General features: G+C 64.5%; 17 protein-coding genes. 4 read left to right on the top strand and 13 right to left on the bottom strand.

Going from position 1 to position 21590, the window contains the following annotated elements; genetic code table 11:
• Positions 1–13 precede the first annotated feature (13 nt).
• The 8 genes from EF888_RS08035 to EF888_RS08000 form a co-directional block, all read right to left on the bottom strand.
• Entirely contained in the window at positions 14–1516 is a 1503-nt protein-coding gene (locus EF888_RS08035; protein ID WP_241239844.1) for an FGGY-family carbohydrate kinase, read from the bottom strand.
• Positions 1509–2327: a class I fructose-bisphosphate aldolase gene (locus EF888_RS08030; RefSeq protein ID WP_206508460.1), complete on the bottom strand. Its 819-nt coding sequence runs from the start codon at positions 2325–2327 to the stop codon at positions 1509–1511. The genes EF888_RS08035 and EF888_RS08030 overlap by 8 nt, the downstream gene beginning before the upstream one ends.
• Before the next feature lie 25 nt (positions 2328–2352).
• Complete coding sequence (locus EF888_RS08025) at positions 2353–4047, bottom strand: glycerol-3-phosphate dehydrogenase/oxidase (protein ID WP_109760122.1); 1695 nt, start codon at positions 4045–4047, stop codon at positions 2353–2355.
• Positions 4048–4107: 60 nt separating this feature from the next.
• Complete coding sequence (locus tag EF888_RS08020) at positions 4108–5103, bottom strand: aldo/keto reductase (protein WP_109759993.1); 996 nt, start codon at positions 5101–5103, stop codon at positions 4108–4110.
• Positions 5093–6073 (bottom strand): sugar-binding transcriptional regulator, encoded by a 981-nt coding sequence (locus tag EF888_RS08015; RefSeq protein ID WP_109759994.1) that lies wholly within the window; start codon positions 6071–6073, stop codon positions 5093–5095. The genes EF888_RS08020 and EF888_RS08015 overlap by 11 nt, the downstream gene beginning before the upstream one ends.
• A gap of 4 nt (positions 6074–6077) precedes the next feature.
• Positions 6078–7085 (bottom strand): ABC transporter permease, encoded by a 1008-nt coding sequence (locus tag EF888_RS08010; RefSeq protein WP_109759995.1) that lies wholly within the window; start codon positions 7083–7085, stop codon positions 6078–6080.
• Positions 7082–8608, bottom strand: coding sequence for a sugar ABC transporter ATP-binding protein (locus EF888_RS08005; protein WP_109759996.1), 1527 nt, complete (start codon positions 8606–8608; stop codon positions 7082–7084). Before EF888_RS08005 ends, EF888_RS08010 begins: the two co-directional genes overlap by 4 nt.
• An 83-nt stretch (positions 8609–8691) precedes the next feature.
• Positions 8692–9591: a substrate-binding domain-containing protein gene (locus tag EF888_RS08000; protein WP_241239843.1), complete on the bottom strand. Its 900-nt coding sequence runs from the start codon at positions 9589–9591 to the stop codon at positions 8692–8694.
• 439 nt (positions 9592–10030) lie between these two features.
• Between EF888_RS08000 and EF888_RS07995 the strand changes: the two genes are divergently transcribed.
• Positions 10031–11104, top strand: a complete 1074-nt coding sequence (locus EF888_RS07995; RefSeq protein WP_109759998.1) for a nucleoside hydrolase — start codon at positions 10031–10033, stop codon at positions 11102–11104.
• 9 nt (positions 11105–11113) lie between these two features.
• On the opposite strand, the gene EF888_RS07990 is transcribed toward EF888_RS07995, so the two are convergent.
• Positions 11114–11767 carry a TetR/AcrR family transcriptional regulator gene (locus EF888_RS07990; protein WP_109759999.1) on the bottom strand — a complete coding sequence of 218 codons (654 nt, stop codon included), beginning with the start codon at positions 11765–11767 and terminating at the stop codon, positions 11114–11116.
• 119 nt (positions 11768–11886) lie between these two features.
• Between EF888_RS07990 and EF888_RS07985 the strand changes: the two genes are divergently transcribed.
• Positions 11887–13932, top strand: coding sequence for an NADH:flavin oxidoreductase (locus EF888_RS07985; RefSeq protein WP_109760000.1), 2046 nt, complete (start codon positions 11887–11889; stop codon positions 13930–13932).
• 24 nt (positions 13933–13956) lie between these two features.
• Here the strand turns inward: EF888_RS07985 and EF888_RS07980 are convergent, their stop codons facing one another.
• Genes EF888_RS07980 through EF888_RS07965 form a run of 4 tightly spaced genes read right to left on the bottom strand, consistent with a single transcriptional unit; the run spans position 13957 to position 19073 of the window.
• Positions 13957–14508: a sarcosine oxidase subunit gamma gene (locus EF888_RS07980; RefSeq protein WP_109760001.1), complete on the bottom strand. Its 552-nt coding sequence runs from the start codon at positions 14506–14508 to the stop codon at positions 13957–13959.
• Between the two features lie 9 nt (positions 14509–14517).
• A complete protein-coding gene (locus EF888_RS07975; protein WP_109760002.1) occupies positions 14518–17508 on the bottom strand; it encodes a sarcosine oxidase subunit alpha in 2991 nt (996 codons plus the stop codon).
• Positions 17505–17807, bottom strand: a complete 303-nt coding sequence (locus EF888_RS07970) for a sarcosine oxidase subunit delta (RefSeq protein ID WP_109760003.1) — start codon at positions 17805–17807, stop codon at positions 17505–17507. The genes EF888_RS07975 and EF888_RS07970 overlap by 4 nt, the downstream gene beginning before the upstream one ends.
• A gap of 12 nt (positions 17808–17819) precedes the next feature.
• Positions 17820–19073: a sarcosine oxidase subunit beta family protein gene (locus EF888_RS07965; RefSeq protein ID WP_109760123.1), complete on the bottom strand. Its 1254-nt coding sequence runs from the start codon at positions 19071–19073 to the stop codon at positions 17820–17822.
• Between the two features lie 96 nt (positions 19074–19169).
• On the opposite strand from EF888_RS07965, the gene EF888_RS07960 reads away from it, so the two are divergent.
• Both EF888_RS07960 and EF888_RS07955 read left to right on the top strand, forming a co-directional pair.
• Positions 19170–20213 (top strand): GlxA family transcriptional regulator, encoded by a 1044-nt coding sequence (locus tag EF888_RS07960; protein WP_164721609.1) that lies wholly within the window; start codon positions 19170–19172, stop codon positions 20211–20213.
• Positions 20214–20340: 127 nt separating this feature from the next.
• The gene (locus EF888_RS07955) at positions 20341–21585 is read left to right on the top strand and encodes an aromatic ring-hydroxylating oxygenase subunit alpha (RefSeq protein WP_109760005.1); all 1245 of its coding nucleotides are present in this window, start codon (positions 20341–20343) and stop codon (positions 21583–21585) included.
• Positions 21586–21590: the final 5 nt, after the last annotated feature.

The raw sequence follows: 21590 nt of genomic DNA, 5'->3' as shown, positions 1-21590 counted from the left end.
GCTGTCCCGTCTGTCATTTCGAAAGACGCGCAAAAAACTCCCGCATCCGTTCGGTCAGGTCCAGATACGCATGATACCTTTCGTTGTAATGTGTTTTCATCTCAGGGTCGGGAGCAAGCTCCGCCCTTGTACGCGTCATCCGGTCGATCCCCTCCTCATAACCGGATACCTCGCCCACCGCGATGGCAACACCGATCGCGGCGCCGAGCGCGCCGGTCTCGGAGGCCTCGGCTACCCTGATCGTGACACCGAGGCCGTCGGCAAACATCTGCGGCCAATGAGGACTGCGCGAGCCGCCGCCCGAAAGAACGGCCCGATCGAAGGACAATCCGGCTTTTTCTAGGACACCGACATGGCGGCGGTGCTCGAACATGACGCCTTCGAAGAGGGCGCGGAGTACATGACCTTCCCCATGCCAGCCGGCCATTCCGACAAGACCTGCGCGATACGACGCGCCCTGCCCGGAGCCATAGAGAAATGGTAGGAAGAACGGATCGTCGGATTTGGGCGAGACCTGCGACAGGCGGGCATTCACGAAACCGAACGGATCCTCGTGATGCGCGCCGCGCTCGACGAATTCGCGCACATACCACTCGAGGTTTGCCGCCGACGTGGCGCTGTTGTCCATGTTCACAAAGCGGCCTGGCGCAAAGGCGGAGACCATGAAAACCGACGGATCCACGACGGGCATCTCCGAGAAGACCTGATTGATGCTCCAGCTTCCGGCGATGATTGAGGCTTCGCCGGGTCTGACCACACCAGAGCCCATGGCGCTTGAAACGACGTCGAAATAGCCGCCGATCACTGGCGTGCCCTCGGCCAGTCCCGTTGCCTCCGCCGCCGCGCGCGTGACTCTCCCGGCGATCTCGCAGGGCTCTATCAGGCGAGGAAACTTCTCCCTCGCGTCCTCGATGCCGTAGAGCGCGAAAAGAGTGTCGTCATAGGTGCATTCGGGCATCCGCAGGAGACCCGCGCCTGACATGTCCGAAATCTCGCTGACGCGCTCTCCGGTCAGCCTGTACGTGATGAAATCCTTGCAGAAGAGGACAGTGTCGGCTGCCTCGTAAAGCGCCGGGCGGTGCTGCCTGACCCACGCGAGAAGCGTCGGGGTCTGTGAGGGCCAGGGCCTCTGCAGACAGATCGAATGAAGTGCGTCGCCATTTTTCGCCGACAGTTCTGCTGCAAGAGCGGCAGCACGCGCGTCCAGCGACTGGATGCCGGTAAGGGGCGCGCCGGCGCGGTCCAAGAGGTAGAGACCGTTTCCGTGCCCGGCACAGCCTATCCCCGCGATGTCCTCCGGCGCGACACCCGCAGAGGCCACACAGCCTGCAATGGCCGTCCGCGCATTCGCCCAGAGCTCGTTCAGGTCGCGCTCAACATGGCCAGGCTCCGGCGTCGACGATTGCCCGTCCAGCGCGTGCACGGCGATCTGACGGCCATCGCTGTCGAAGAGCACCGCCTTGATGACGGTATTGCCGGCATCGAGGCCGAGGAAATAGCGGGACGGATCAGGCACGGCTGTAAACCTCCCAGGCCGCCTCGCCGTCGGCGCCGTCATGGATGATGGCCTTGAGCGCCGCGACCACCGCACTCGGCTTGTCGTGCTGATAGATATTCCGTCCGTAGACCATGCCCCTGGCACCCTGCGCGAAGATCTTCGCGGATTTCTCCAGAACGGTCCTCAGGTCCTCCTTGCCGCCACCCCGCACCAGAACCGGCACGCGGGCAGCCTCGATGACCCGGTGAAAGTCCTCCGGGTTCTCGGTCGGGTCGGCCTTGATGATATCGGCCCCCATCTCGGATGTCAGCCGGACCAGCGTCACGATCTTGTCAGCGTCGCCGTCCACCTGATACCCGCCGCGAACTTCGTTCGGGAGCATCACCAGCGGCTCGATCATCAGAGGCATCCCGTACTTGCGACAATCCTCTCGTACTCGGCTGATGTTCTCGATGCACTGGCGAAATAACTCAGGCTCGTCAGGCAGCATGAAGAGATTCACCACGACGGCGGCGGCATCCATCTCCAGCGCGCCGAGGATCGGCTCGCCGTGGTTCTGAAGCTGGGACCACATCACACGATGACGCTGATCGTTGTAGGGGTTGCCCATGTCGATCCGCAGGACCAGCGCGGGCTTGTCCTTCTCGGGTCGGGATTGCAGCAGGTCCGCCTGACCGTAGGCGCACTGGATCGCATCAGGTCGCGCGCCGATCAGCGTGTTCATCACGGCGGGCATGTCTTCCAGACCGTTCATGAAGCTCGGCTCGTTGCAGACCCCGTGGTCGACGGCGACATCCAGGCAGCCTCCATTCGTGAACAGACGGTTCATTCGTGCCTTGGTGTTTACCCGCATTTCAGCCTCCATTCGTGTTGCGCATCGCCAGCATCTGGGGCGTCACGCCGTGATAGTCGTTGAGTTCTGCGAACAGTTCAGCCATCTCCGCGCCCGCCGCATCGCAGGAAAGGCTCCGCTCAGTCGCCAAGATCCGGGCGATGGCCTCGATCAACTCGGTCGAGATGCTGCCGGCGATCGCGAGCGGGGTTCGCCTCAGCACGATGTCGGACAGCCGCACGACGAACTCGTGCCGGATCATCCAGCGGATGTCGCCTTCGGTCAGGGAGCTTCCGGGCAGCGGAGGGGAATCCATTCCCGCCACCGCAACCTCCTCGGCCTTGGCGCCGAAGAGATCGAACAGCAGCGCGGCCCGGTCGGCGTCGATGCCGCGCGCCTCGACGATTCTGCCCACCAGAGCGAACGGATCGGAAGGAAAGCCCGCTCCTCCACCGATGGGCAGGTCGCGGGTTGATCGCGTCCGGCTCCGCTTCAGTTCAGACAGCACCGCGTCGGTCGCATCCTCCGCGAAAGCGCGGAATGTCGTCCATTTGCCCCCGATCATCGCGAATTGCGGCACCCGTCCTTCTATCCTTCGCACTTCGTGGTCGCGCGAGATGCGCCCGGTGAAGCGGTGGTCGCTTCGTGGCAGGGGCCGGATGCCGCTGTAGCTGAAGACGACATCCTCCGGTCCGATTTCGATAGAGGGGAAGACCTGACGCAACGCGCCAAGAATGTAGTCGCACTCCTCCGGTTCGCAGCGCACCCGCCCTGCCCGGTCGACGCGAATGTCTGTCGCTCCCGCCAGCACTCTTCCGAGATAGGGAAAGACGATGCAGATGCGGCCATCCCCGTTCTCGAAATAGACCATGTGTCCGTCGAGCGCGTCGAAAAGCCTGGCGTTATCCAGGATCAGGTGGGAGCCCTTTGTGCCGGCCACGAGACGCTGGCCGTCGCCGCCTCCCAACGCGCTCGCGGTGTCGTCGAGCCATGCTCCCGTGGCGTTCACGACGGTTCGGGGTTCGACCCGCAGACGTTCGTCCCCAGCAACGAGAGTGAAAGTGCCGTCTGACACGATGACTTCGGCATAGTTGACGGCGACGGCGTCAGGTGCTGTGACCTCGGTGTCCCGCAGCATTTCGATGCAGAGGCGCTCGGGGTGCGAGATCCATGCATCGCTGTAGATCGCAGCGCGTCGGGCAGCCGGCAGGAAGTCGGGCCAGCGGTCCCGCATCTCCCATGATGTGAGAAAGCGATGTCGCGGCAGAACCCGGCCCTTGCGGGTCACCCAGTCGTAGAGCTCGAGCCCAATCTTTATCGGCAGCGCCCCGCGTCTTGCCGGCTTCCGCGACGCGCCGAGGAAACTCGCAGCGCCGTTCCACAGGCCGGAGAGACAGGACGTGATCGGGATGACAGTGGGCAGTGGCCTGACCATATGCGGCGCCAGTTTCAGCAAGATGTCGCGTTCCCGAAGACTTTCGCGCACCAGCGTGAACTCGCCGTTTTCAAGATACCGCAACCCGCCATGGATCATCCGCGATGGCGCCGCGCTGCATCCCGAGGCAAAGTCGTTGCGCTCGACGAGAAGGACACGAAGTCCCTGCAGCGCCAGATCGCGGAATACGCCTATGCCATTGACGCCACCGCCAACGACGAGCGCGTCGAAGGCCCCGTCTTGGCGGATCTTGTTCAGCGCTCTGGTGCGTTGGTCAGGCATGTCTTTCCTGTTCGCCGGAACAGGGTCCGGCGGCATTGCGGTCATCCTCTTCGTCCCGGATCAGGTATCGAGCCCGGTCAAATGCGTACGGGCCTGGGTTTCGATCTCGGTAATTTCTTCTGCAGACAGACGGATGCGACCGGCCGCGGCGTTCTCCTCGGCCTGCCGCCTGTCCCGCGCACCGCAGAGGGAGAAGGTGATCCCCGGCTGCTGAACCGTCCAGGCGATCACCACCTGCGCCAGCGTCGCGCCGTGGCGCTCGGCAACAGGTCCTATGGCCGCCATCAGCCGAGCCACCTTTTCTCGGTTGGAAAGCGAGAAGCGGGGATTGCCCTTGCGCAGGTCGTCGCCGGAGAACTCGCGCTCCGGTCCGATCTTGCCCGTCAGCAGGCCGAGACCAAGCGACGAATAACTCAGAACCGAGACGCCGTTCTGCCTGCACAGTGGCAGAATCTCGTTCTCCAGATCGCGTTTGATCATCGAGTACTCTTCCTGAACCGCGTCCAATTGACCGGCGGCAAGATAGGCACGCGCAATGTCCGTATCGGTGTTGCTAGCGCCGATGGACCGGATCTTTCCTGCATCCTTGAGGGCCTCGAGCGCCTCCATGGTTTCTTCGACCGGGGTGGTCGGGTCCTGCCAGTGGGTGATGTAGTGGTCGATACGGTCGGTGTTCAGCCGCCTCAGGCTCTGCTCCACCTCGTAGACGATCGACTCCTTGCCGAGGTAGCGGTGAACCGGCTTGCCGTCGTAGTCGAAGAAGTGGTTGCCCTTCTGCGTGTGCCAGACGATTCCGCACTTCGTGGCGAGCACCACCTTCTCGCGCCGGCCCTGAAGCGCCTTTCCGACAATGGTCTCGGACACGCCCTGCCCATAGGCCGGAGCGGTGTCGATCAGGGTGATACCCGCGTCGACCGCCGCCTGGATGGCCGCGATCGAGGTGGCCTCGTCGGTGCCGCCCCACATCCATCCGCCAATGGCCCAGGTGCCAAGACCGACTACCGAGGCCTCGATACCGGAATTCCCTATTTCTCGCGTCAGCATGTCATCCGGCATCCCCGGTCCCCTTCAGTTTGTTCAGCACCGTCAGCGCCGTATCCTCGTCGAGGATAAGCGAGTTGAGGAAACCACCGTTCAGCACGGACTGGATCGGCAAGGCTTTCTCCGGCCCGGCCGCCACGCCTATGACCCGTTTGCAATGCCTGAGGTCCTGTGGCGCAAGAGCGACGAGCCGCGAGTTCAACGCATAGTTCGCAATCGAGCCGTCGATATGAGTCAGATGCGCGAGAAACTCGCCGACGACTCCCATGGCCATCAGCATCTTCCGGTCCACTTCGGGCACCGGATAGAGGTCGTAGTAGCTCGATCCCTCCGGCTCGATCGATCCGATCCCGACAAGCGCAACCGAGGCTTGACGCGCGACGTCCAGAACCTCCCGGATCGACGCCACGCCCATGAGCATGTCCCTTTGCATCCGGTTCTCGGCGAAAAGGGGGGCGTGCATCAGCAGAGGGGTGCCGCCAAGCCGCTCCGCCAGTTGAATGGCGAGGTGGTTCACGTCCGTGTGGTACTTGCCCTGTACGCCTCCGGTCAGGGGCACGACTGTCACATCCATCGCCCTCTCGGAGGCGACATTCTGGACGATGGCGCTGACGGCTTTCCCTCCAGTAATCGCGATTACGTCGCCATCGCGCAGAGTGGAGACGAGTTCGTTCGCCGCCGCGCGCCCGACCCTGTTCAGCGTCGTCTCGGCGCTGCCGGAAACCGACGGCGTCACGACGGCGCCCTTTAGGCCGGTGACCTTCGTCAGCGCCGCTTCCAGTTCCAGAAGCGCCTGGAACGGGCTCTGGACGTCGATCCGGACCATGCCTTCTCGGCGGCCCTGCGTTATCAGCCGGTTCACCTTCGACGTCGAAAGGTTGAGCCGCTCTGCGATTTCGGACTGCTTCAGCCCCTCGATGAAATGGAGCACGAGAACGGCGTGAATCTGCCGGATCAGGTCGAAGTCCCTGCGTTCGTCCAACATCGCGCTACCTGCGCCTCTTGTTCAGAAAATGGTCGATCGTGACCGCCGCAAGAAGAATAGTGCCGCGTATGATGTCCTGCCAGTACACCGAGACGTCGAGAAGCGCGAGCGAGCTCGACACGAGAGACAGCAGGACAACGCCCAGGATCGCGCCGAGAATCGAGCCGGAGCCTCCATTGAGACTTGCTCCGCCGATGACGGCGGCGGCGATCACCGTCAGTTCCAGCCCGATCCCGAAGGTTGGTTGGGCCGAGCCAAAACGCGACATGTAGATGATCCCGGCGACCCCGCATAAAGTGGAACACAGCGTCGTCGTCAGAAAGATGACCTTCTTCGTCCGAATGCCGGAATAGGCGGCCGCCTTCTCGTTGCTGCCCGTGTAGAACACCTTCCTGAACATTACGGTATGGCGAAGCATGAAATCGAACGTGATGACGAAGGCGAGGAAGATCAGGATCACGACGGGGATCGGCCCCACCGACCCCTGACCGATGAACTTGAACTCGGGCGGCAGGGTGAAGAGCCCGATCGGGCGCCCGCCCGTTCCCAGCAGGCAGATGCCCCGCGCAATGACCATGATCGCAAGAGAGACGATGAAATGGTGCAGGCCCACCTTCGTCACGAAGAAGCCCATCACCGCGCCGATCCCGGCGCAGCAGGCGATCGAGATCAGCGAAGCCAGCCAGGGATCGACTCCGGCGTTCAGAAAGAGCCACCCGGCGATGACCATCGCCAGCGCCGTGACCGAACCGACCGACAGGTCGATCCCGCCAGAGATCAGCAAAATCGTCATACCGATCACGATGATGCCGTCGACGGCGAAGGCGACCGACATCGCGCGCATGTTGGCCCAGGTCAGGAAGTAGGGCGACGCAAAGGACATCGTGATGAAGAGAGCGAGAATGATGAGCACCAAACCCGTTTCCCGCATCCGAAAGAGACCGCGGAGAATGCCGTCACTTCTCCGGTTCGGGACAAGCAGCGCCTCCTCAACGTGAACGGTGTCGCTCATCTCGCCCTCGCCCTGAGCCTGTCGTCGGCGTCCACGATCGACGCCAGTCGCATGATTTCCCTCTCCGTCAGCATCTCGCCTGAAACCTCACCACTGATCCTGCCTTCCCGGACCACCAGCACCCGGTCGCAGAGACCGATCAACTCGGGAAGTTCGGAGGAAATGACGACTATTCCGACGCCTGTGCTCGCGAGGTCGCGCAGGATGCGATGAATCTCGGACTTGGCGCCCACGTCGACGCCCCGTGTCGGTTCATCGAGAAAGATCAGGCTGGGATCGACACTCAGCATCTTGGCGAGTGCGACCTTCTGCTGATTACCCCCTGACAGCAATGAGACCGGACCGGACAGCGATCCATACTTGAGGTTGAGCTTGGCCCCGAGTGTCTTTGCCTGGTGCGCTTCCTTGTTGAAGCGGATCAGCCCCAGCCCGTTCGCGACCTGCTCCACCCGTAGGGCCGAGATGTTCGCGGCGATGGCCATGTCGAGAAAAACGCCGTCGCCCTTTCGATCTTCGCTCAGATACACGATGCCGTGCTTCACACAGTCCCGGTACGTCTTCAGGTCAAGCTTTTGCCCGTTCAGAACGATCTCGCCTGTTGCCTTGCCTTCCAGCCGGCAAATTCCCCTCGCGATCTCGCTTCGGCCGGCGCCGATCAGCCCCGCAAGGCCAAGTACCTCGCCCTTGCGGAGCTGGAAGCTGACGTCGCTGAAGCGCGGTTCGTCGTTCAGGTCTCGTGCTTCGAAGATGATCTCTTCCGAAGGTCCGGTCTGCTTTTCGGGATAGAGCCCGTCGATGACCCTTCCGACCATTGCGTTAACCACGTCTGACGGGCTGATCTCTGCAACGTCGCGGGTCGTGATGTACTTCCCGTCACGAAGGACGGTCACCCTGTCGCAGTTCTCGAAGATCTCGACCATTCGGTGCGAGATGTAGATGATGGACATGCCCCGGTCCGCCAGCTTGCGCATGATGTCGAAAAGGACCTGCGATTCCGTCAGGGTCAGTGCGGCGGTGGGCTCGTCAAGGATCAGGATGCGGCAGTTGAGCGTAAGCGCCTTTGCTATCTCGACAAGCTGCTGGTTCGAAATCGACAGGTCGCGCACGACGACCGAAGGATCAATTCCGCTGAGTTGACGAAACACTTCCGCCGCGTCCTGCTCCAGCTTCCGGTAGTCCATGAAGAACGACCGGCTGGCGTTCGTCCGGGCCATGAAGATGTTCTCGGCCACCGAGACGTCGGGACAAAGCGCGATCTCCTGGTGCACGAAGCCGATCCCGTATCTTTGAGCCTCGGTCGGCGACGAGATCGTCACCTTCCGGCCATCGAGAATGATGTCGCCGCTGTCTGGCTGAAGGATCCCGTCGATGATGTTCATGAGCGTCGACTTGCCCGCGCCATTCTCGCCCGCGACGGCGTGTATCTCGCCTTTCCGAAGCTCGAACCGCACGTCGCTCAAGGCCCTCACGGGTCCGAAGGATTTGTTCAGGCCCGAAATCTGGAGAACCGTCTCGTCTGCCATCGGGGGATTGTCCGGTCATCTGGGTTGCGGTCGCCCCGCCCGCGTCGAAGCGGACGGAGCGGGAGACTGGCGGCCTCCGTCGGTCAGCTCGGATCGCGGCCGTCCATGTAGACGTTCAGGTCGAAGCTGTCTGCGTTGTCCTTGGTTATGACCGCGAAGCCGTTGTCCATGAACGGGATCTGCATCGGATTGAAGCCGGAGGTCTTCCAGTCGTTGAACGGGTCGAAGAGGTCGGACCGGTTCGCGAGATGGACCGCCATGAAGCCCATGAAGCCCTGCACACCCTGGTTCGGATTGAGCGACATGTGGATGTTGCCCGCGCGGATGTGCTCGAGCGTCGTGGGCGTGACGTCGGCATGCATGATGAGGACGTCCGAGCCAGCCTCCAGCTTCGCCGCGACGGCACCTTCCGCCGAACCGGCCTCCGGGATCCACATCGCCGCGAGGTTCGGATTGGCTTGCAGGATCGAGGCGGTTGCCTTGTAGGCCGCGTTGCTGTCCTGGTTGGTCGCCTGGCGGCCGACGAGCTTCATGTTCGGAAAGTTGGCTTCCATGTAATCTATGAGTGCGGTGACCCGCAGATCATGGTTGGACTGGCCCGGGTTCTCGAGGACCGCGTATTCCGCGCTGTCGCCAACCTGCTTCACGATTTCTTCGGCGGCGAATTTGGCCTCGGCAAGGTTGTCCGACGTGATGTAGGCCGTGCGCTTCGACTTGGGTGAGTCTGCGGCGAAGGTCACGACTTCCGTACCACCCTCGATAGCGGCGTTGATCGGCGCGATAAACGGATCGGACTGCATCGGATGGAGCAGAATTCCCGCCGGCTGCTTGATCAGATCCTGCTCGAACGACGCGATCTGCTTGGTGATGTCATAGTCCGGTGTACCCGAGAATACGGCCTCGCATCCGAAGGCCTCGGCTGCCTGCTTGAATCCCTGATAGACCGGGACCCAGTACGGATGGCTGGAAACCATCACGTTCATGACATAGGTCTCGCCAGGCTCGCACATGATGCCTGCGGCCGCGGCCGGAGCAGACGCTAGGGCCGTTCCCACGAAAAATGACGCGGCCAGAATCCTTGTACGCTTAACGTTCATCACTTCCTCCCTGTGCTCCTCGCGACCTTCCCTGCCCATCCTGAGAGGAACGATGGCAAGAAATTTCGCAAAGCGATTTTTGTTGCAGTGTGATTGGTAGAGGAGACGGGCTGTCGGCAAAATTGATTCTGCAATTTTTCTTGAAAACTGAAATTTTTTTCAAGGCGCACATCTAACGCGCCGCAGGCCGCCGTACGGGTCGACTCGATCACCCGCCGCGACGACGGCACGTGAATGGCAGGTCTGCTCCGATAGCCGCCAGCAAGCGGATCACACCGTCGCCCATAACCTCGACATCCGTCACAGGTCGCCCAAGACTGGTTCGATGCCACATCAGACCAAGCGGCGAGTTTACAGGGCCCTCCTCGCTCTTGCGGGGCTCGTTGCCGTCGCGATCGGGACCTTTGCCCTGCCCGTCAGAACCTGGCGGACCGGCGAGGTGGATCACGCCGGTTTCCCGGCCTCGCCTTCGGACGCCAAAACGCCCGAACGCCTGTGGATCGACACCGATCCCGCTTGCGGTCACGGATCCCGCAGCGACCCAGACGATTGCTTCGCCCTCTTCGCGCTGGCGCGGTCTGAGAGGATCGAGATCGCAGGCGTGTCGACGGTCTTCGGCAATGCCGGGATCGATGTGACCGATGCAATCGCCCGCGACCTGGCGGCGCGACTGGCGCCAGCGGGCCATCCGCTTCCGACTATCTTTCGTGGCGCCGGCGCAACTTCGGACGCGGAGTCCCCGGCAAGCGCGGCGCTCGCCAGCGCTCTGGAAAGCGACCCGTTGACGATCCTGGCGCTTGGTCCGCTGACCAATATCGCGGATGCGCTTCGCTCCGACCCGTCGCTCGCCGCCCGGTTGGAGCGGGTCATCGCGGTGATGGGCCGGCACCCGGGTCATCTCTTTCACCCGAGCGAAGGGCGCGGCGACGGCGTCCTCTTCGGTCATGGTCCGATCTTCAGCGACCTCAACTTCCGGAAGGATCCGAAGGCGGTCGACTTTCTCCTGTCGACGAGGGTGCCGCTCACCTTGATCCCCTACGAGGCGGCCCGAGACGTGATGGTGACGCAAGACGATCTCGGCTGGATCGCTGCATCCGGATCGGTTGGAGACTGGATCGTCCAAGGCGCGGCCGGGTGGATGGACTATTGGCAGGACGAGGTGGGCCTTGGCGGCTTCTATCCCTTCGACCTCGTGGCCGCGCAGTACGTTCTCAGCCCGGAGGCTTTCCAGTGCGGAGGCGGGACGGCGACCGTGGACTTCGGATGGGCGCCAGGTTGGCTTTGGGTGTTCGATGACGCGGGCCTGTTCGTGAGGCCGGGCGCCGTCTCGGGAAGCGGACGCCAGGTCACCTACTGTCCGACGCTCGATGGGGCCGACGTTTCGCTCCTTGCCGAGTGACGGCGTCTTTCAGGGGAGTGCCGGGACAGCGCCATGGCGAACTCTCGCCAGAAAACGCTCCATCTCGGCAGATGTCGGCTGCTCGCCGGTGAACGTCTTTACATAGTTGGAGATGCGCGCGAGCCGGACAGGCATGTCCTCCTGAACCTGCATCGATATGTAACCAATCTGGACCAGGTACATCGTGCGTGCCCGGACGTCGGCCTCGTCCGGATCGAAGCCAAATCGCGCGAACATGTGCCGGATCGCCGAAAGCCGCGTCTCGTCTTCGAGGTTCACCGCCTCTGCGACCGCATCCGATTGATGCGCCCAGCCCCGCACCGCAAGATCCAGTCCCGCCTCGAACCCGCCCCCGGGGAGGAAGACGCTTATGACGTTCAGGACGGCCTCGGTGATCGATTGCGCGAACCCGTCGGTGGCGTCGACGAGCCTGCTCGTGTTCGTCTCTCGCCAGTCGTCCAGAAGCGCCTGCAGAAGCTGGGCGCGATCCTCGAAAAACCAGTAGAAACTGGTGCGCGACAGCCCGAGCCGGGTGCCGAGCGGTTGAATCTTCACCGCGTCGATCCCCGAGGTGACGAAGGCGTCGCGGGCCGCGGCCAGCCAGACGTCGCGCGATCCGCGCCAGCCTTTCGTGGGTTCGTCGGATGAGCCCTTGTCCGTCATGCCCGCCCTTCTAATGTCGTCTCGCGCGGCAATCAACAAAACTCGACGCTCGTGAACACTAACTTGACACACATGAACATTTTGCGCATCGCTGAGGCGTAGCCGTTCAGGAGACGCGCATGTCCGGGGATCCCCTTCTGCAGCCCTACCGCCTCAAACACCTGACGCTGCGCAACCGCATCATGACCACGAGCCACGAACCGGCCTACCCCGAGGACGGGATGCCGAAGGATCGCTATACCGCCTATCACGCCGAACGCGCGAAGGCGGGCGTGGCGCTGGCCATGACAGCGGGGTCGGCAGCCGTGTCGAAGGACAGCCCGCCGGTCTTCAACAACGTTCTCGCCTACAAGGACGAGGTCGTGCCGTGGATCCGAAGGCTCACCGACGCCTGTCACGACCACGGTTGCGCCGTAATGATCCAGTTGACGCACCTCGGGCGACGCACGACGTGGAACAAGGGCAACTGGCTGCCGTCGGTGTCGTCTTCGAAGCATCGCGAACCGGCACACCGGGCATTTCCCAAGCTGGCAGAGGACTGGGATCTCAAGCGCATCGTCACCGACTTCGCCGATGCCGCCGAACGGATGCAGGCGGGTGGCATGGACGGGGTCGAGATCATCGCCCACGGCCATCTCCTCGACCAGTTCATGTCACCTCTGAGCAACGACCTCGACGGCCCCTACGGCGGCGCGGATATTGCGGACCGGGCGCGGCTGACGATCGACGTGCTTCGCGCGGTGCGCGAGCGTGTCGGGGACGACTTCGTCCTCAGCCTGCGCATGGGTGCGGACGAGAAGACGCCAGGCGGGATCACGCCGGACGAGGGCATTCAGCTTGCCCTGCACATCAAGGCCGCCGGACTCGTGGACGTGTTCAACGTCAACGGCGGGCGCATTCACACCGACCCGGCGATGACGACCACGATTCCCATCCAGGGCATGGCGACGGCGCCGCACCTGTGGCTCGCGGGCGCGATCCGCGCCGCCACCGGGATGCCGGTGTTCCATGCCTCCCGCATCCCCGACGTGGCGACGGCGCGGTTCGCGGTGTCGTCGGGACAGCTCGACATGGTCGGCATGACGCGGGCGCACATGGCCGACCCGCACATCGTCCGGAAGATCATGGAAGGCCGCGAGGACGACATACGCCCCTGCGTCGGCGCCACCTATTGCCTCGACCGCATCTACCAGGCGGGCGACGCGCTTTGCATCCACAACGCCGCCACGGGGCGCGAGCTGACGATGCCGCACACCATCGAACCGGCGGCGACGCGCAGGAAGGTCGTGATCGTCGGCGCCGGTCCGGCCGGCCTCGAGGCGGCGCGCGTCGCCGCCGAGCGCGGACACGACGTGACCGTGTTCGAGGCACAGGCCGATGCGGGCGGTCAGATCCGCCTGACCGCACTGAACCCGCGACGGCGCGAGATGATCTCGATCGTCGACTGGCGCATGGCGCAATGCGCGGCGCGCGACGTGGAATTCCGCTTCAACACCTGGGCCGAAGCCGCCGACGTGACCGCGCTCGACCCCGACGTCGTCATCGTCGCAACGGGCGGCCTGCCCAATACCGAGCTCTTCGAAAGCGGCGAGGAGCAACGCCATGTCGTCAGCGCCTGGGACATCATCGCGGGTGACGTAAAGCCCGCGCAGAACGTCCTCGTCTATGACGAAAGCGGCGATCATCCGGGCCTGATGGCGGCAGAGGTCGCCGCGACCGCCGGGGCGACCGTCGAGGTCATGACCCCCGACCGCACCTTCGCCCCCGACATCATGGCGATGAACCTCGTTCCCTACATGCGCGCTCTGCAATCGAAGGACGTGACCTTCACCGTCACCCGCCGCCTTCTCGACGTGACCCGCGACGGCAACCGACTGAAGGCCGTGATCGGCACGGATTACAGCGATCTCAGGACCGAACGGATCTACGACCAGATCGTGGTGAACTACGGCACCCTGCCGCTGGACGACCTGTATTTCGAGTTGAAGCCCTTGTCCTCGAACGGCGGCGCGGTCGACTACGACGCGCTGATCGAGGGTCGCGCTCAGGGCATCGCAAGCGGGAAAAAAAGCGGCTTCCAGCTGTTCCGCATCGGCGACGCGGTCAGCGCGCGCAACACGCATGCCGCCATCTTCGATGCACTACGGCTGATGAAGGATATCTGAAGACGCCCGCAGGACGACCCCCGGTCAGACGGCCTCGGCAGCCAATTCCCGGCACCCGGTTTCGAGAAGATGGAGGACGTGCGGCGCGAAGCTGTGCCAGACATCCATGCGATAGGCGCTGTCGGCGTCGCGCCAGATCGTGACGGTCACGCCGTCGAAGTTCGTCCGCCTCCCCTCGCCCACCGCGATGCTCTCGGGGTCGCGGGCCATGCCTAGGGTGAGCAGCTCCGTTGCGCGTGCGCCGTCGATCTGGAAGGTGACCTCGCGACCCGACACGTCGACGAGGCTGTGCGGCAGGGTTTCATAGACACCGGCGCAGGACGACAGGACGCCCTCGACCGTCCCCTCCGGCAGGTGAAGCATCCATTCGTCGGGACCGAGGCGCAGGGCCTCTAACTCGCCGCCGGTGCAACGCTCGCCGATCTTGCCGGGCAGCGACAGACCGAGAGCCGCTTCAAGCGGCGCCAAGTCGCCTCGCGCACGCAACGACAGCCGGGCGCAGGGCTTCGCCAGCCGAACGCGGACAGCGGCACTTTCCGCAAGAACCTCGGGTTCGGAGGACATCGGTTTATTCATGGCGGTTCCTCAGATCTTCAGCCTTGCGTTGTCGGGATCGACGAAGACCATGGGCGTGATCTTCGCGGCTATGGTGCGGTCGGGCATTGGGATGTGGACGGTCTCGCCCATGCGTCCGTGCCCGCCCTCCACCAGTGCCAGCGCGATCGGTCGTCCCACCGCGTCCGAGTGATAGGACGAGGTCACATGACCGACCATCGTCATGGGAAGCGCCTGCGTCGGATCGAAGACGATCTGAGCCCCTTCCTCCAGCCTGGAGTGGTCCTCGGTCAGAAGGCCGACCAGTTGCTTCCGGCCCTCGGACGTCAGGTCTGGACGAGCCATGCCGCGCTTGCCGACGAAATCGGGTTTCGACTTGCCGACCGCCCAGTCGAGCCCGGCATCCTTTGGCGTCACCGTTCCATCCGTGTCCTGGCCGACGATGATGTAGCCCTTCTCGGCGCGCAGGACGTGCATGGTTTCGGTGCCATAGGCGCAGATGTCGTATTGCCGACCGGCCTCCCACAGCACCTCCCACAGCGTCCGTCCCCTCGGCGCGGGCACGTTGACCTCGAACCCGATCTCGCCGGTGAAGCTGACGCGGAAGAGACGCGCGGGCATTCCAGCGACGGTGCATTCGACGCAGGACATGTGCGGGAAGGCCTCGTCGGTCAGGTCGACACCTTCGACGAGAGGGGCCAGCAGCGCCGCGGCCTTCGGGCCGTTCAGCGCGATTGTCGCCCATTGCTCGGTGGTGGAGGTCAGCCAGACGTTCAGGTCCGGCCACTCGGTCTGAAGGTAGTCCTCCATCATGTTCAGCACGCGCGCAGCGCCGCCGGTCGTCGTGGTGACGTGGAACCTGTCCGTCGTCAGGCGACCGATCACGCCGTCGTCTCGGATGAATCCGTCGTCGCCGCACAACAGGCCATAGCGGCAGCGCCCCGGCGCGAGCTTGGTCCAGGGGTTGGTGTACATGCGGTTCATGAACTCGACCGCGTCCGGCCCCACGACCTCGATCTTGCCAAGCGTCGAGGCGTCGAAGATGCCGACGGACTGGCGCGTCGCCACGCACTCGCGGCGGACGGCGGTGTCCATGTCCTCGCCCGGTTTAGGGAAGTGCCACGCCCGGCGCCATTGGCCGACCGGCTCGAACACCGCGCCGTTCTCCTCGGCCCAGCCATCGATCCGTGTCTTCCGCGTCACCTCGAAATGTGCGCCGCGATGGTAGCCTGCGAAGGCCCCGAACGAGGTCGGCGTATAAGGCGGCCGAAACGTCGTCAGGCCGACCTGAGGCTGTTTCTTTCCAAGGGCATCCGCGGCGATGTTCAAGCCGTTGATGTTCGACATCTTGCCCTGGTCGGTCGCCATGCCGTTCGTGGTGTAGCGCTTGACGTGCTCGATCGACCGCATGCCTTCGCGCACGGCCAGACGCAGGTCCTTGGCCGTCACGTCGTTCTGGTAGTCGACGAAGGCCTTGGCCTTGCCAGGATTCAGGTCGGTCGGCAGCTCCGTGTGGCTGACGCCAGTCCCGGTCCGGTCGGAGGCAACCGAACAGGCCGTCTCCCCGCCGGTTCCGCCAAGGTCGGCCGCCACGGCGCGGCCCTTGTCGGCGCCGTCGTTCAGCACCGCCTCGACGCCCCAGAGCCCCCGGCTCGCGCCCGCGATGACGCAGTTCTCCGGCGTGTCCTTCGGCAGGAACGTGGTCAGGTCCTCGTCCCAGGCGAGCGACCCCCTGGTGTGAGAGAAGAGGTGCAGCGACGGCGTCCATCCCCCCGACATCAGGACGGCGTCGCAACCGATCACATAGCCCGCCCCGACCTTGCCGTCCGTCACCGGATTGACCCGGAGCGACGTCACGCGCAGCCGCCCTTTGGTGGCGGTCGCGGTATGTCCGATCTTCAGCCTGATGCCTCGCTTCCCGGCCTCGGCGAGGAGGTCGTCGCGCACGCTTTCGCGCGTATCGACGATGGCCTGCACCTGCGCGCCCGCATCCGCCAGGTCGAAGGCCGCAAACCACGCGCTGTCATGCGAGGTCAGAATGACCGGCCGCTGTCCGACCAGCACGCCGTAGCGGTTGAGATAGGTCTGCGCCGACCCCGCCAGCATGACGCCAGGGCAGTCGTTGCCGTGGAACACGAGCGGCTTTTCGAGAGCACCCTGCGCCAGCACGACGCGCTTGGCGCGCACCCTCCACATCCGCTCGCGGGGCGTGTCGGCGGGGAGGTCGGACAGGTGGTCGGTGAGCCGTTCGACCATCCCGATCATGTTCTGGTGATAATAGCCGATGGCGGTGGTCCGGGTCATGATCCGGACGCCCGCCGCCTTCAACGCCTCTACCTCGGCGGCCAGCCAGTCCCAGGCCCGCTGGCCGTCGACAAGCGCCTGCGGTTCGGACAGAAGCGAACCCCCGACCTCAGCGTTCTCGTCGACGAGCACGACCTTCAACCCGTCGACGGCCGCAGCGCGCGCGGCGGCAAGCCCGGCGGGACCCGCGCCCACGACCAGCACGTCGCAGTGCAGGAAGCGCGAGGCGTAGGTGTCGGGGTCCTCTTCGGTGGGGCTGACGCCCAGTCCTGCGGCGGCGCGAATGAAGGGCTCGTAGACCCTGTGCCAGAAGCTCTTTGGCCACATGAAGGTCTTGTAGTAGAAGCCCGCCGAGAACAGCATGTAGGCCGCGTCGTTGACCGCGCCGATGTCCCACTTCAGGCTCGGGTACTTGTTCTGCGACGTGGTCTCCAGACCCTGCCAGATCTCCTGCACCGTGGCGCGCGTGTTCGGCTCGAAGCGGCCGGGCCCGCGGCGGGTACCGATCAGCGCGTTCGGCTCCTCCGACCCCGCTGCCACCGGCCCGCGCGGCCGGTGGTACTTGAATGACCGGCCCATCAGGTGGACGCCGTTCGCCAGGAGGGCCGAGGAGACGGTGTCGCCCTTCAGCCCCACGAACGGCTTTCCGTCGAAGGTGAAACGCACCGATTTCCCGACATCGACGCGGCCCTTGCCCGCAACGCGGTTTCCGCTCATTTCGCGTCTCCCCCCAGGCTGGCGAGGTCGGGACGCGGCGCGCCGGCCCTGTAGGTCGTCAGGAACTTGTCCGACACCGTGTCGCGCACGGCGTTGAAGAACCGCCCGCAGCCGTGGAGATGCCGCCACCGCTCGAAATGCGGACCTTTCGGGTTCTCGCGGATGAAGAGGAACTCCTCCCATTGCTCGTCCGACTGGCCGGATGGGTTCTCGGGTCGGATGACATGCGCCTGCCCGGCATAGGCGAACTCGGCCTCGGGCAGGGTCTCTTCGCAATAAGGGCACGTTATCAGAAGCATGCGCGTCGTCCTTCAGTGCGCGACGGCGGCGGCGGCCGCTTCGTCGATCAGCCGCCCGGTGCGGAAGCGCTCCATCGTGAACGGCGCGTTGATCGGGTGCGGCTCGTCCTTCGCGATGGTCCAGGCGAAGGTATGCGCCGCGCCCGGCGTCGCCTTGAAGCCGCCGGTGCCCCAGCCGCAGTTGACGTAGAGTCCTTCGACCGGCGTCTTCGAGATGATCGCCGAGCGGTCGGGGGTCACGTCCACGATCCCGCCCCACTTCCGCAGCATCCGCATCCGGTTGAAGATCGGGAAGACTTCCGCAATGGCGGCGACGGTATGCTCTATCAGCGGCAGGCCGCCGCGCTGGCTGTAGCTCGTGTATTGGTCGGTGCCGGAACCAATGACCAGCTCGCCCTTGTCCGACTGGCTGATGTAGGCGTGGACCGCGTTGGACATCACGACACAGGGGAAAACCGGCTTGACGGGCTCCGACACCAGCGCCTGAAGCGGATAGCTTTCCAGCGGCAGGCGCACTTCCGCCGTCTGCATCACGACCGAGGTGTGGCCTGCCGCCGACACGCCGACCTTCTTTGCCCTGATGAAGCCCCTCGCCGTCTCGACGCCCGCGACCGAGCCGTCCGCGTTGCGGCGGATCGCCGTCACAGGGCAGTTCTGGATGATGTCGACGCCGCGCGCCGCCGCGCCGCGCGCATAGCCCCAGGCGACCGCATCGTGCCGCGCGGTGCCCGCGCGCTCCTGCAGCGCGCCACCCATGACCGGATAGCGGGCGGATTTCGAGATCGACAGCGGCGGGCAGTAGGCCTTGCACTCCTCCGGCGTCAGCCAGCGGTTGTCGACGCCGTTCAGGCGGTTCGAGTGGATGTGGCGCTTGAAGCTCTGCACGTCGTGGACGTTGTGCGCGAGCATCAGAACGCCCCGCCGCGAGTACATGACGTTGTAGTTCAATTCCTGGCTGAGGTTCTCCCACAGGTCGACCGAATGGTCGTAGAGCCGCGCGCTTTCGTCGTAGAGATAGTTCGACCGGATGATCGTCGTGTTCCGCCCGGTGTTGCCGCCGCCGAGCCAGCCCTTGTCGATCACCGCGACATTGGTGATCCCGTGCTCCTTCGCGAGGTAATAGGCCGCGCCCAGCCCGTGGCCGCCCGCTCCGACGATGACGACATCGTATTCGGCCTTGGGCTGGCTGTCGGGCCACTGCTCGGTCCAGTTCTTGTGGCCGGTCAGGGCGTTCTTCAGAAGGCTGAAGGCACTGAAATGGGTCATCGTCGGCACCTTGCGCGGGAACACGATGCGTTGACCTATTCCCAATGCGAGGTCATGGGCGGTATATCAGCGCCAGACATGCAGTAGGATTGCGCCATGCCTTCACCCGCCGACCCAACGATGTCCGGCCGCAAGAAGCTGAGCATCGCCTTCCTTCTGGCGGACGACTTCACCCTGTCCGCCTTCGCGAATTTCGTCGATGTCCTGCGTCTGGCCGCCGACGAAGCCGACAAGTCCCGCCCCATCCTTTGCGAATGGACCGTCCTGTCCGAGACGATGACCCCGGTGCGTTCCAGTTGCGGCGTCAAGGTCACGCCCGCCACGACGCTTCGCAGTGCCGGCCGCTATGATTACCTCGTCGTCGTCGGCGGCGTGATGAGCGACCGCTCGGCGCTGAGCGTGGCGGAACGGGACTATCTCCGCGCGCAGGCCTCGGCCGGGGTGCCGGTCGTCGGTCTTTGCACCGGCGTCTTCATTCTCCACGAAACGGGGCTGCTCGACGGCTACCGCTGCTGCGTGAGTTGGTTCCATCACCAGGATTTCGTCGACCGGTTCGACGCGGTGCAGCCCGTGGCCGACCAGATCTTCGTCGTGGACCGCGACCGCCTGACCTGTTCGGGCGGACACGGCGCGGCGCATCTGGCGGCGTTTCTCGTCGCTCGCCATGTCGGGCAGTCCGCCGCGATCAAGAGCCTCAACATCATGATGATCGACCACGCGCTTCGCGGCGACGTGGCGCAGCCGGGCCAGCCTGTCGCGAGACGGCCCACCGACGACCTCGTCAAGCGGGCGGTCCTCAGGATGCAGCAGAACGTCGAGCTTCCGCTTCCCGCCGCCAGCCTCGCCCGGCAGTTGAACGTCGGCCGAAGGACGCTGGAGCGGCGGTTCCTCGGGGACGTGGGGCAGACGCCCTCGAAGGTCTACCTCGACATCCGACTCGACCGGGCGCTTCTGAAACTGCGCTCCACCCGCGACACCGTGGCCGACGTCGCGCTGGCCACCGGCTTTTGCGACGGGACGCATCTTGCCCGGACGATGAAGGCCGAGCGCGGGTTCTCGCCCGCCGAGTACCGCTCGGCACAAGCCGCCGTCGTTCCGGACGGCCCGGCGACCGGAGTGCTGTTGAACCAGCCCGACTGAGCCGGTCGGTCGCAAACCCGGCGGACCATGTCGCAATTCCGACGGTCCGCGACCTGTCCGCGTGCGATGACGCCCGCAAGGCATCGGTTGCGAGACATCGTAACCGACTTCAGGCCAGGAGTTCCCAATGCTTCGCGAATCCGACGTTCTGTCCACCCTCATGCGCCGCAGGCCCGATCATTCTCTGGCGCAGGAGCTTTACTGCGACTCAGGCGTCTTCGACGCGGACCTGTCCCACATCTGGTATCGCGAATGGCTCTTCTCGATTCCGGCTTGCGAGATCCCGAAGGCCGGGAACTATGTCGTCCACGACGTCGGCGCCTATTCCGTCGTCATCGTGCGCGGCAACGACGGCGAAATCCGCGCCTTCCACAACTCCTGCCGCCATCGTGGCTCGGTCCTGTGCAAGTCGAAGAAGGGGACGCACCCCAAGCTGGTCTGCCCGTACCACCAGTGGACCTACGAGCTTGACGGCAGGCTGCTCTGGGCGCGCGAGATGGGCCCCGACTTCGATGCCTCGAAGCACGGACTGAAGCACGTTCACTGCCGCGATGTCTCGGGCATGGTCTATATCTGCCTCGCCGACGTGGCGCCGCCCATCGAAGACTTCGCAGCCGAGGCGGCGCGCTACATGGCGCCCCACGACCTCGCGAACTCGAAGGTCGCCCACGAGAGCACCATCATCGAGCACGGCAACTGGAAGCTCGTGTGGGAGAACAACCGCGAATGCTACCACTGCGCCGGGAACCACCCGTCGCTCTGCCGCACCTTCCCCGAGGATCCGCGCGCCATCGGCAGCGACAACAGCGGCGAGTTGAGCGGCCTGCAACGGCAGCACAGCCAGCGCTGCGAGGCCGCCGGGGCTCCCTCGGCCTTCCTCGAATCGTCCTGGGGCGACTGGCGCTTCGTGCGCACGCCGCTGCTCGACGGCGCCGAGAGCTATACCATGGACGGCAAGGTCGCCAGCACGCGGCCGAACTCCACGCTGCCGTTCCGCGACGCGGGGTCGCTTCTGAAGTACAAGTATCCGGGATGCTGGAACCACTTACTGTCGGACCACGTCATCCTCTTCCGCGTCACGCCGATCGGCCCGATGGAGACTGAGGTCCGCACGACGTGGCTTGTCCACAAGGACGCGGTCGAGGGGCAGGACTATGACCTCAAGCGCCTGACCGAGGTCTGGATCGCGACGAACAACGAGGACCGCGAAGTGGTCGAGAACAACCAGCGCGGCATCCGCTCGCCCGCCTACGAGCCCGGCCCCTATTCGCCCATCCACGAAGGCGGCAACATCCAGTTCGTCGACTGGTACGCCTCGACCATGATCCGGTCGATCACCGGCACCGGCGCCGCAACCCTGGCGGCGGAGTGACCGGA

Origin of the sequence: Silicimonas algicola (genome assembly GCF_003970735.1) — a bacterium.
Taxonomy (GTDB): domain Bacteria; phylum Pseudomonadota; class Alphaproteobacteria; order Rhodobacterales; family Rhodobacteraceae; genus Silicimonas; species Silicimonas algicola.
This window is presented reverse-complemented; position numbering and strand designations above follow the sequence as displayed.

Bases quoted from the DNA above. Each gene is read 5' to 3' on its own strand.
- EF888_RS08030 (WP_206508460.1), bottom strand. From the start codon at position 2,327: ATGAACCGTCTGTTCACGAATGGAGGCTGCCTGGATGTCGCCGTCGAC.
- EF888_RS08025 (WP_109760122.1), bottom strand. From the start codon at position 4,047: ATGCCTGACCAACGCACCAGAGCGCTGAACAAGATCCGCCAAGACGGG.
- EF888_RS08020 (WP_109759993.1), bottom strand. From the start codon at position 5,103: ATGCCGGATGACATGCTGACGCGAGAAATAGGGAATTCCGGTATCGAG.
- EF888_RS08015 (WP_109759994.1), bottom strand. From the start codon at position 6,073: ATGTTGGACGAACGCAGGGACTTCGACCTGATCCGGCAGATTCACGCC.
- EF888_RS08010 (WP_109759995.1), bottom strand. From the start codon at position 7,085: ATGAGCGACACCGTTCACGTTGAGGAGGCGCTGCTTGTCCCGAACCGG.
- EF888_RS08005 (WP_109759996.1), bottom strand. From the start codon at position 8,608: ATGGCAGACGAGACGGTTCTCCAGATTTCGGGCCTGAACAAATCCTTC.
- EF888_RS08000 (WP_241239843.1), bottom strand. From the start codon at position 9,591: ATGAACGTGATGGTTTCCAGCCATCCGTACTGGGTCCCGGTCTATCAG.
- EF888_RS07995 (WP_109759998.1), top strand. From the start codon at position 10,031: ATGCCACATCAGACCAAGCGGCGAGTTTACAGGGCCCTCCTCGCTCTT.
- EF888_RS07990 (WP_109759999.1), bottom strand. From the start codon at position 11,767: ATGACGGACAAGGGCTCATCCGACGAACCCACGAAAGGCTGGCGCGGA.
- EF888_RS07985 (WP_109760000.1), top strand. From the start codon at position 11,887: ATGTCCGGGGATCCCCTTCTGCAGCCCTACCGCCTCAAACACCTGACG.
- EF888_RS07980 (WP_109760001.1), bottom strand. From the start codon at position 14,508: ATGAATAAACCGATGTCCTCCGAACCCGAGGTTCTTGCGGAAAGTGCC.
- EF888_RS07975 (WP_109760002.1), bottom strand. From the start codon at position 17,508: ATGAGCGGAAACCGCGTTGCGGGCAAGGGCCGCGTCGATGTCGGGAAA.
- EF888_RS07970 (WP_109760003.1), bottom strand. From the start codon at position 17,807: ATGCTTCTGATAACGTGCCCTTATTGCGAAGAGACCCTGCCCGAGGCC.
- EF888_RS07965 (WP_109760123.1), bottom strand. From the start codon at position 19,073: ATGACCCATTTCAGTGCCTTCAGCCTTCTGAAGAACGCCCTGACCGGC.
- EF888_RS07960 (WP_164721609.1), top strand. From the start codon at position 19,170: ATGCCTTCACCCGCCGACCCAACGATGTCCGGCCGCAAGAAGCTGAGC.
- EF888_RS07955 (WP_109760005.1), top strand. From the start codon at position 20,341: ATGCTTCGCGAATCCGACGTTCTGTCCACCCTCATGCGCCGCAGGCCC.